At 44.6% G+C, this 10,762-nt stretch carries 8 protein-coding genes and 1 pseudogene; 2 read left to right on the forward strand and 7 right to left on the reverse strand.

Annotated elements, in window-relative coordinates:
- Window positions 1-112: 112 nt before the first annotated feature.
- From choV to ACED59_RS21655, 7 genes are all read right to left on the reverse strand, one after another.
- Window positions 113-1,327: a choline ABC transporter ATP-binding protein gene (choV, locus tag ACED59_RS21625; RefSeq protein WP_017097229.1), complete on the reverse strand. Its 1,215-nt coding sequence runs from the start codon at window positions 1,325-1,327 to the stop codon at window positions 113-115.
- Window positions 1,328-1,329: 2 nt separating this feature from the next.
- The gene (gene choW / locus ACED59_RS21630) at window positions 1,330-2,172 is read right to left on the reverse strand and encodes a choline ABC transporter permease subunit (RefSeq protein ID WP_009845976.1); all 843 of its coding nucleotides are present in this window, start codon (window positions 2,170-2,172) and stop codon (window positions 1,330-1,332) included.
- Between the two features lie 107 nt (window positions 2,173-2,279).
- Window positions 2,280-3,251, reverse strand: coding sequence for a choline ABC transporter substrate-binding protein (locus ACED59_RS21635; protein WP_017097228.1), 972 nt, complete (start codon window positions 3,249-3,251; stop codon window positions 2,280-2,282).
- Between the two features lie 138 nt (window positions 3,252-3,389).
- Window positions 3,390-5,102 carry a choline dehydrogenase gene (betA, locus tag ACED59_RS21640; protein ID WP_017097227.1) on the reverse strand — a complete coding sequence of 571 codons (1,713 nt, stop codon included), beginning with the start codon at window positions 5,100-5,102 and terminating at the stop codon, window positions 3,390-3,392.
- Between the two features lie 73 nt (window positions 5,103-5,175).
- Window positions 5,176-6,636, reverse strand: a complete 1,461-nt coding sequence (gene betB / locus ACED59_RS21645; protein WP_017097226.1) for a betaine-aldehyde dehydrogenase — start codon at window positions 6,634-6,636, stop codon at window positions 5,176-5,178.
- 113 nt (window positions 6,637-6,749) lie between these two features.
- Entirely contained in the window at window positions 6,750-7,355 is a 606-nt protein-coding gene (gene betI, locus ACED59_RS21650) for a transcriptional regulator BetI (protein WP_017097225.1), read from the reverse strand.
- A gap of 425 nt (window positions 7,356-7,780) precedes the next feature.
- Window positions 7,781-8,884, reverse strand: a complete 1,104-nt coding sequence (locus ACED59_RS21655) for a hypothetical protein (RefSeq protein WP_009845981.1) — start codon at window positions 8,882-8,884, stop codon at window positions 7,781-7,783.
- A gap of 281 nt (window positions 8,885-9,165) precedes the next feature.
- On the opposite strand from ACED59_RS21655, the gene ACED59_RS21660 reads away from it, so the two are divergent.
- Window positions 9,166-9,870, forward strand: a complete 705-nt coding sequence (locus ACED59_RS21660) for a response regulator transcription factor (protein WP_017097224.1) — start codon at window positions 9,166-9,168, stop codon at window positions 9,868-9,870.
- A gap of 36 nt (window positions 9,871-9,906) precedes the next feature.
- Window positions 9,907-10,710, forward strand: a pseudogene (locus tag ACED59_RS21665) (histidine kinase dimerization/phospho-acceptor domain-containing protein); the annotation flags it as partial.
- Between the last annotated feature and the right edge of the window lie 52 nt (window positions 10,711-10,762).

Below are 10,762 nucleotides of genomic sequence, written 5' to 3' on the forward strand. Positions count from 1 at the left end.
GAGAATACAAACTCAAAGAATAATATATTTTAATAATCATAGAGGTAGAGAGATTTAACCCTCTCCACCCAATAAAAAACCAGCCTTTTTAGCTAAGCTGAAAAACGAAATTTTACGCAGCGGTATTCATCTGAAAGTTACCAGTAAGCGCATTATAAAATTCACTGTTATCCAAAATACCGACCAGTTTATTGTCTTCCACCAGCAAAATCGGGTGATTACTTAGCTGTTTCAGTTTAATCGCATCGCGCATGCCAATCTCTGGACTTGCCACTACAACACTCGACGCGCTGATTGCCGTTAAATCGTCGGATTCGTTCCACTCAACAAGCGCTAAAGTCGATTCACCTTTTACAGACAAAGTACCTTCACTCTGCTCAATCCATAAGTCTTTAGAGTCACAGATCTTCCAACTTTCATCTTCTTGTTTCAAAGAATCCAGTGGCTGCATCAACGAACGACCTTTCAATACGTTCAACGGGTTAGTGTGTGCGACAAAATCTTTCACATATTCCGTTTTTGGTGTGAGTACGATCTCTTCAGGCTTACCATGTTGAATCAATTTACCTGACTCCATGATCGCAATGTTATTACCAATCTTCAGCGCTTCGTCTAAATCATGACTCACGAACAGAATCGTTTTGTTAAGCTTGTTTTGCAATAGAATTAGCTCATCTTGCAACTGTGCACGAATCAGCGGATCAAGCGCTGAAAACGGTTCATCCATAAGAAGAATGTCGGTATCCATCGCAAAGGCACGCGCTAGGCCAACACGTTGCTGCATACCGCCCGATAGTTCATGCGGATACTTGGTTTCCCACTCTGCCAAACCCACCATTTCAAGTTGTTCACGCGCTTTAGCACGACGAACATCTTTAGCTACACCTTGCATTTCAAGACCAAACGCCACGTTATCTAACACGTTTAACCAAGGCATTAGGGCAAACTTTTGGAACACCATAGAAACGCGGTGAGTACGAAGGTGACGCAAGGTCGCTTCGTCGCACTGTTCACCTAAATCAACCAGCTTGTCTCCATCTTTGATCGCCAATGAGCCACGGCTGATCTCATTCAAGCCGTTAACTGCGCGAAGCAAAGATGATTTACCAGAACCAGACAAACCCATCAGCACACAAATCTCGCCTTCTTCAACGGTCAGCGACACATTATCTACGCCAACCACTTGGCCGGTTTCATCAATGATCTCTTGGCGAGTTTTACCTTGGTCGAGTAGCTCGAGCGCTTGCTTCGACTTATCACCAAAAACAACATCAAGGTTTTTAATGGTAATCGCGTCCATTGTCTTTTTTTCCTGAGAGCTAGACATGATTAAGCCTCCTTCTGATTGGGTGTTTTGCACAAGCGATCAAGAATGATAGCGACTAATACAATCGCCAGCCCGGCTTCAAAACCTTGTGAGATGTTCACTGTGTTCAATGCGCGAACAACAGGTTTACCAAGTCCGTCAGCACCGACAAGAGCGGCGATAACCACCATCGAAAGCGACAACATAATACATTGAGTTACACCCGCCATAATGCTTGGTAAAGCAGCCGGTAATTCGACCTTCATCAGCAGTTTCATGCGGCTCGCACCAAACGCTTTACCCGCTTCAATCAACTCTTCAGGCACTTTGGTGACGCCTAAATAAGTCAAACGAATTGGCGCGGCAATGGCGAATATAATGGTCGAGATTAAGCCAGGAACGATGCCCAAGCCGAATAAAACCAAAGTCGGAATCAGATACACAAACGTTGGAACCGTCTGCATTAAATCAAGAATGGGTCTAAGCACCGTATACAACCAAGGGCGATGCGCGGCCATAATGCCAACTGGAACGCCAATTAATACGGAAATCGTTGTCGCTGCAAACACGAGGACAAAGGTTTCCAGCATTTCTTGCCAGTAGCCAAGGTTTAAAATAGTCAGCAAAGCTGCAACCACGAAAATCACAAGCGAGGGTTTACGGTGTAAATACCATGCAATCGCCGCGGTCATCACGATTGGTAAAGCCGGTGGCATCCACTTAAATACATCGACTAAAAACATAATGACGGTTTCTAGAAAAATCGAAATAGCGTCAAAGAATCCTGCTGCATTGATTGTTAGCCAATCAACACCTGCTTCCATCCATTGACCAACAGGGATTTTGTTTTCCGTAATAAAATTCACAATATTGCCTTTTATTATGGGTGGGCTACTTCAAACCAATCGATAAATTGGTCAGCCCACCTTTTTATTTATAGAGCTTTGATAAATAGATCGATAGGTAGGTAAAACTAAGCTTTAACTTGTTTTAGGTATTCAGTAACCGCTCGAGTCGCTGATTCACCTTTATGCGTTTTTACGTTGTCTAACCAAGCTTCAACTTGTTGAGGGTTATTGTTCAACCATTGTTGAGCCGCTTTCTCTGGCTTCACTTTTTGGTTAAAAATCTCTTCCATCAACTGGTTTTCCATCTCTAGAGTGAACTCTAGGTTTTGCAGAAGTTGACCGACGTTTGCACATTCAGACAGGTAGTTTGAACGAACATTGGTGTAAACATTTGCGCCACCGTAGTTCGGGCCGAAGAAGTCGTCACCACCTGATAGGTATTCCATCTCAACATTGCTGTTCATTGGGTGCGGTGCCCAACCTAGATAAACGATCCACTGGCTACGACGAGCAGCACGAGATACTTGCGATACCATGCCCGCTTCACTTGATTCCACTAGGCTGAAATCTTTCAAGCCAAACGCGTCAGAATCAATCATTGATTGGATTAAGCGGTTGCCATCGTTACCCGGCTCAATACCGTAGATGCGGTCTTTAAATTTGTCGGCATGTTTTGCTAGATCGGCGAAGCTTTTCACGCCAGAGTCGTACACGTATTTTGGTACGGCTAGTGTGTATTTTGCCCCTTCAAGGTTGGCACGTACGGTATCAACCGTTCCCGCTTCGCGGTACTTAGCGATGTCGCCTTCCATAGTTGGCATCCAGTTACCTAGGAATACGTCAATATCGCCGTTCGCCATTGAAGAGTAAGTAACCGGTACTGAAAGTAGGTCAGTTTTGGTTTTGTAGCCTAGGCCTTTCAGTAGCTCAGAAGTGACAGCCGTTGTTGCGGTAATGTCTGTCCAACCAACATCAGCGAAGCGTACGTTTTCACATTGTTGTGGTTCTACGGAAGCGTTAGCACCAAATGCAAATGAGCTGATCGCTAGTGCTGTTAACGTTTTTGTTGTCACGTTCTGAATATTTAGAGTCGTCATAATGGTTCCTTTTTATCTTTCCTTTTGCTGCTCGATATCAACACCGATAGAGAGCAGTTCTTCTGACTTTTGACTAATTTTTGTTGTTACTTTTTCTATTTTTGAACTACTTTCTATTTTTAAACTAATAACAGAGGCTTACGCTTCTCTTACTGGTTTATTTATTCTTTGCTTGTCTTGCCACTCAGGTGCAATCCACACTGGAACGTCCTGCGCTTTGAGCATTGGCTTACCCAAAATCAAATCGGAAGCACGCTCGGCAACCATAATGGTCGGGGCGTTCAAATTACCGTTTGGAATAATTGGGAAAACCGATGAGTCGACAACACGTAAATTATCGACACCGCGAACGCGACACTCTTCATCAAGTACCGCCATTGGGTCGTTATCTGAGCCCATTTTGCAGCCACAGGAAGGGTGATAAGCACTTTCAACATTCTGCTTAACCCATTCGTCGATCGCTTCATCAGAAGTTACGCTCAGACCCGGCTGAATCTCTTTGCCTCGGTACACATCCATCGCAGGTTGAGACAAAATCTCACGCGTCAGACGAATACAATCGCGCCAATCTTGGCGATCTTGTTCAGTCGAGATGTAGTTGAAAATGATCTCTGGCTTGGCATGCGGATCAGCAGAAGTGATCGCTACCGTACCGCGACTCTCTGGCTTGTTCGGGCCAACGTGTACTTGGAAACCGTGACCATCAAAGGCCGCTTGTCCGTCGTAACGCATCGCTGCTGGCAGAAAGTGATATTGAATATTCGGCCACTTCAATCCTTTGCGAGAACGAATGAACGCGCACGATTCAAAGTGGTTAGTGGCACCAAGGCCTTTGCGAGTCAGAATCCACTCTGCGCCAATCATGCCCTTGCTGACCAAGCCAAGCTTGCTGTTGAGCGTGATAGGTTCGTTACAGTGATATTGGAAGTACACTTCTAAGTGATCTTGTAGGTTTTCACCGACACCGCTCAGTTCGTGTTTCAGCTCAACACCTGCCTTCTCAAGTACCGCTTTCGGGCCGATACCAGAAAGCTGAAGCAGTTGAACAGAACCGATAGAGCCCGCAGAAGAGATCACTTCTTTGTTCGCTACAGCCACTTGAGTATTGCCTGACTTTTCAAACTCAACACCAACTGCTTTCAGGCCTGATTGACCTTCTGAGTCTTGTGCTTCAAGTAAGAAACGACGTGCCACGATGCCTTTTTTCAAGGTGAGGTTTGAACGCTTCAATGCACGACGAAGATAAGCGTTAGAGGTTGAGGCTCTAACCCCCTTGTCTACCGTCATGTGCATGGTGCCGAAGCCTTCTTGCTGGTAGCCGTTATAATCTTGCGTTTCTGGGTAACCTGCGTCTTTACCTGCATCGATGAACGCTTGGTAAAGCGGGTTTAGCGCCATATCGTTGCCGTTACAAGTGCCGACTGGGCCATTGTCGCCACGATATTCGTCACCACCTTTATTCCATGATTCAGCACGGCGGAAGTAAGGCAAACAAGCTTGGTAATTCCAACCATCAGCGCCCTCTTCTTCCCATTGGTCGAAGTCACAAGCGTGGCCGCGAACGTAAACCATGCCGTTGATCGATGAGCTGCCACCTAACACCTTGCCACGTGGGCAATGCAATTCACGTCCATCAAGGCCCGGTTCTTGTTGAGTTTCGAATTGCCAAGCGTACTTTTCAGTATTCATCGGGTAAGAAAGCGCAGTAGGCATTTGGATAAAAATACTCTTATCCGTACCACCCGCTTCCAATAATAAAACGCTATGTTCACCGCTTTCCGTTAGCCTATCCGCTAACACACAGCCGGCCGAACCCGCGCCGACGATAATATAATCGTAGCGTTGTTCCATATTTTTGATTTCCCTGAGATGAGTCAGTAGGGTTAGTTCTGTTAAGCTAACCCATAAAATTGAGTGTTACGCGTTAGGCATAAGGGCTGGCGTAGTCGCCAAGTTCAATAAGAATGCTCTTAGTCTGCGTATAGTGGAGTAGAGTTTCTGGCCCGTTTTCGCGGCCAACCCCTGAAAGTTTGTAGCCACCAACAGGCATTTCTGCAGGTGAGTCACCCCATGTATTAACCCAACAAATACCCGCCTGCATTTGATGAATAACACGGTGAGCACGAGAAAGGTTTTGCGTGAACACACCAGCAGCAAGGCCGTACTTAGTATCGTTAGCACGACGAATCACATCGTCTTCATCAGTGAACTTCAATACCGACATAACAGGGCCGAAAATTTCTTGCTGAACGTGAGGCATGTCGTCATGGCAATCGGTGAATACCGTAGGAATAACAAAGTTGCCGTTTGCTAAGCCGTTGTCCGTCACTTGATAACCACCAGTCAACAAGGTAGCACCCGACTGTTTAGCCAGCTCAATCGCTTCAAGGACTTTTGATAGGTGTTCTTTAGAGATCAACGCACCGATCTGAGTCTCCATATCCATTGGGTTACCAATGATGAGCTTTTCAGTGCGTGTTTTAAGTTGGTCGATGAAATCGTTATAGATATTTTCATGAACGTAAACGCGAGTACCGTTAGTGCACACTTCGCCTTGGGTGTAAAAGTTAGCAACCATCGAAGCGGAAACTGCATCATCCAATTTCGCATCATCAAACACGATCATCGGTGACTTGCCGCCAAGTTCCATGGTGACTGATTTCAGCGTCTTAGCGCTGTCTGCCATTACCGCTTTACCGGTACCGGTTTCGCCCGTGAACGACACTTTTGCGATCTCTGGGTGCGCCGTTAGCATCTGACCAACACGGTAATCGCCCTGAACCACGTTGAACACGCCATCAGGAAGACCAGCTTCAGTAAAGATTTCTGCAAGCTTGAGCGCCGTTAGCGGCGTTTCTTCTGAAGGCTTGAAAATCATCGCGTTACCCGCGGCCAATGCCGGAGCCGATTTCCACATTGCGATTTGGATAGGGTAGTTCCACGCGCCAATGCCCGCACAGATACCTAGTGGTTCACGGCGTGTGTAGAAAAATTGAGATTCACTAAGAGGTTGTTGATCGCCTTGCAGCGTAGGTGCTAGCCCTGCGAAATACTCAATAACGTCGGCGCCAGACGCCACATCCACTTCGATCGCTTCTTGTAACGGCTTTCCCGTATCGACAACCTCAAGGTTCGCAAGGTCATTATTTCGAGCTCTAAGTATCTCTACCGCCTTTAAAAGAATGCGGCTGCGTTTTACGGCTGTCATTGCTGACCATACCGCAAACCCGCGCTTCGCCGATTCAATCGCACTTTCAACGTCAGCTGAAGAAGCTTGGCCAAGCGTTGCGATAGGTTCGCCGTTTGCAGGGTTAATGCTGACGAAAGTTTCGCCTGAGGTAGCGTCAACCGCTTTACCATCGATGTATAACGAGTTCATTTCCATTTGATCTTCTGACTTAATTATTGTTGTTAGACTCTATCGGTCTATGTATTTGTGAATGCATATCGTTGTTGAGAGCGAGCCTTTTGAGCTCACTCACTAGAATTTTTGATGACTCATTGATCACGCTGACACGAGTAAAACGTAAGTTGCTTGTCTAAGTAGTCATTGATGATTGCACGAGCTTTGTCGGCGTTAATGCCTTCAGGATTGAGCGTCCCTCTCAGCCAGATGCCATCAATTAATGATGCTATGCCGTGTGCGATCAATTCCGCTTGATCAGGTTGAAAAATCGACTTCAATTCAATAAGTAAGTGAGAAATCAAACGCTTTTCATTCACGCGCTGAAGACGCTTGAGTTGAGCGTCATGCATCGAATAAGACCAGAATGCGAGCCATGTTTTCGACACTTTATTTTCCGCTTGATAGCCTTCGAAATTACCGTTGATGATAGCGTTGATCCTTTGCTGGTGAGCATCAGCAGGGAGCGCTTTTAATTCTGTTGTTACGGTATTCGAAAGTTGACGCAGTATTTCTCGCATGGTCTCTTCGAGCAGCCCATGCTTTCCACCAAAATAGTGATTAATAATGCCAGTGGAGACTCCCGCTTCTTTGCTGATCAACGCAATACTCGCGGCATGCAAACCGACTCGATCAATCACCGTCATGGTCGCTTGAACAAGCTGTGGTTTACGTATGTCAGGCATCCCAACCTTGGGCATTTCTTAGTCCTTCTATTTTATATTGAACGTTCAGTTAAGTATAAAATGACAGAGATTTAATTAGGGTTCAAATGATTATTTAAAACAAACTCGTAACAATACATCATTCAAAATCAAATAAATCATTTCAAAACAATGCTTTAAATATCATTTAGACCACTAAATAAAATCATTAAAGATTTGAGGTGTGATGGTTACGGGTCAAAAGTTTTTGCTTAGAAAGAGCAAAAAATAAATCAGTAGGAATCCGTGTAGACACTTTTTTGGGGGAAGTTGAAAGGTAGTATCAATAAGTCTTAATACTGAAATTTAAGACAAGGAAATCTGCACTCAACAAAGTAACGAATCAAGACATGAACAAAAAAGGCCGATAATGACAGAGCCATCACCAACCTTTGCGGAGTCGTTATTGTTACTTTCTTTGACTACTCAATACGAGTAATAAAACCGTACTTATCAGAGTCTGCTTTGGTCATCCAGTGTTCACCGGAAGCCGGGGCAGAATCTAAAGTGAAGATATAGAAGTCTATCCCTTTTTCTCCCATCACCTTTTTAAAATAGGTCGCTTGCTGACGATGACTCTCATTGGTGTATGGGAATTCTTTGGCCGTTTTATTCCCTTCAGCCCAACTATGCACACCCACCTGTTTATTCAGTTCAATGACCTTGGTAGTATCAGCGCGTTGCAATATGCGTGGGTTGCCAGCAGCAAATAGATCCGTACCACCCGAAAAAACCGAACCCGTTGGAGTCACAACCGTCGTCATCTTGTTGTTATTGATCATACGCCCGGTGTACATGTTGATTTCGTCATCAGCACTACCGCCAATATGGTTGGTGAACTTCAACGTCATCTCACTGCCTCGGTATAACTTCACGATATCAAAAAGCTGAGAATAGGTTGATGCGCCTAGAGTGGAAGTAATCCGTTCAACAGCGCCAGTCTCGTTGAGCACATCGCGGTAAAAAGCGTTGAAGGCAAACGATGTGGTAATGGTGACTTTATTACCATTTTTGGATTTACTCAGAATCGTCGAACCTAGGCTCGTCACGTATTGCGACAACTCGTTTTGGTATTCAAGGTTAACGGAGACTTTTTTATCCTTCGTCATTGCTTTTATTGACGTAGTATCACTAGAAGTAAAGCGTTGTGCTGCATCACAATCAAATAGATCCAAGCCCTTGCTCTCTGTATAAATACCACAACTATCAAACCCAGCTTCAGGAAAGTACAGATCAACACTTTGACCTAAGCCATCCAAAAGCCTAATCACTTTTTGCTTATCACTAATGTCTTCAGCAAACTGAATTTTTTCATACAAAATACCATCGTAAGAGAGCTTCATAGCCTCTTCTTGGAGCTCTTGCCTCTCTTGATACAACTCACCAAGTTTAGCTGAAGAAAATACGTAGTCAGCCTTCGGTTCCTTTTGCGAAATGGTGGTTGATTGTCCCGTGTTTGAACTTGAATTACAGCCAGCCAAGAGAGCCAAAGGTAACGCTAGCAACGTATTTCGATAGTACTTCATACCATTATTCCCCAAAATTTTGATTGGAGAAATTCTATTGGTTAACAATTAAATTATCTGTCGTGCGAATGTAATAGAATGTAGATTTTTTTGAACGTTGTTTTTTATTTTTCGATTAAATAAGAAATCGGCATTGAACTAGCATGGAAAGTGTTTAATCATTCGCATCAGGAATTTCTTCTTGACGCATTTGTGATTAATATGCAACAGCAGGAGCCGCCAAAATTAAACGCACTCACGTAATTTCAACAAATTAAACGCACAACAAGGCTGATAACGGAATGACAAAACCTAAAATGATCATCGTTGAAGACGATTTAAAACTTCAGCAAATGCTAAAGGATTACTTTGTAGCACAAGACTTTGAGGTCACCGCGTTAGACGATGGCAGTGATGCAGTGCAAACCATCCTTGACGACCAACCTGATATCGTGCTGTTGGATTTAATGCTTCCTGTAACCGATGGGCTTACAATCTGCCGACAGACACGTACACACTTCAAAGGTAGAATCTTAATGCTCACCGCCAGCGATGACGATTTTGATCACGTTGCTGGTTTAGAGACAGGGGCCGATGATTATGTCACTAAGCCAATAAAACCACGAGTTCTGCTAGCAAGAGTCCGGTCACTATTGCGCCGACAGGAAACCGATACGTCATCAGTCGATGACTCAGGCACCCTTCAATTTGATCAACTCATTCTGAAAAACACCTATAAAAAGTGTGAGCTTTCAGGCGCGGTTTTATCACTGACAGACAGTGAGTTTGATTTACTTTGGCTGTTAGCATCCAACCCCGATACCCCGCTGTCACGTGATTGCTTAACTCAAACGCTGCGCGGGATCGAGTACGACGGGATCGATCGGACGATTGACAACAAAGTAGTACGTTTGCGAAAAATACTTGGTGACGACAAAGCACCAGCAGAGAAAATTCAAACCATTCGCGGAAAAGGTTACTTATTTGTTTCGACCGCCTGGCATTAACCGCGCTCAATACGGGCGCAATGAAAGAGAGCGATTATGCGACGTATCTATTTGGAGTCCCTACTAGGGCTGTTAACTTGCTTTATTGTTGGTCTTCTCGCCTACGAAATTTGTGTCTATCAGCTCAATACCGACTATGAATATATATTGCAAGATTACGAAGCAACGGCCCACCAACAGCTCCTAGAAAACATCGCGAATAATCAGGGCCTCGAAGCCGCTCATCAAGCCATAAATCAGTTTGTTGACACCTCCCGCAATACCCTCATCACATTCAAATCGAATGATGAAGTACCGACTCCAGTTTCTGAATTCTTTACTGCTAACCCCAACGTATTTATTTTTCACGACGACTATCGGGAGTTATGGTTTCGCTTAGCTAACAGTGAAAACATCTATCATTACCTGCCCAACGACGACACGCTCGTTCGACAAAAAATAGAGCTCGAAGATGACCTTATTTGGGTATTCTTTATCGCGAGCTTCATCGTATATGGCCTGGGTCATCTGTTGATTATTTTCCGCAGAGTTAAGAAGCTTGAAAATGCCACATTACGCTTCTCTGAAGGCGACCTCTCTTCGCGAGCTGAAACATCAGGCGGCAGTGCAATTGGAACTCTGAATAAATCCTTTAATCTGATGGCCGACCGAATCCATAGCTTAATCGAGAGTAATCGTTCACTTACCAATGCGGTAGCTCATGAACTGCGAACTCCAATATTCAGAATTCAATGGCAGGCTGAAATGCTCAAAGACACGCTACTCAACAAAGAACAGCAAGATACTATCGAGAGCATTGTTGAAGACACAGAAGAGATGGAAAAAATGGTCGATGAGCTATGATCCGCACCAGAAGTTTTGGACACTGAGTTAAGTGAGTACAATCACTAAC

The sequence above is a fragment of the Vibrio sp. FF266 genome, from assembly GCF_041439695.1.
GTDB classification, from domain to species: domain Bacteria; phylum Pseudomonadota; class Gammaproteobacteria; order Enterobacterales; family Vibrionaceae; genus Vibrio; species Vibrio tasmaniensis_A.

Coding starts and splice junctions, on each gene's coding strand:
- ACED59_RS21655 (WP_009845981.1), bottom strand. CDS start 8,884: ATGAAGTACTATCGAAATACGTTGCTAGCGTTACCTTTGGCTCTCTTG.
- choV (WP_017097229.1), bottom strand. CDS start 1,327: ATGTCTAGCTCTCAGGAAAAAAAGACAATGGACGCGATTACCATTAAA.
- betA (WP_017097227.1), bottom strand. CDS start 5,102: ATGGAACAACGCTACGATTATATTATCGTCGGCGCGGGTTCGGCCGGC.
- ACED59_RS21660 (WP_017097224.1), top strand. CDS start 9,166: ATGACAAAACCTAAAATGATCATCGTTGAAGACGATTTAAAACTTCAG.
- ACED59_RS21635 (WP_017097228.1), bottom strand. CDS start 3,251: ATGACGACTCTAAATATTCAGAACGTGACAACAAAAACGTTAACAGCA.
- betI (WP_017097225.1), bottom strand. CDS start 7,355: ATGCCCAAGGTTGGGATGCCTGACATACGTAAACCACAGCTTGTTCAA.
- betB (WP_017097226.1), bottom strand. CDS start 6,636: ATGGAAATGAACTCGTTATACATCGATGGTAAAGCGGTTGACGCTACC.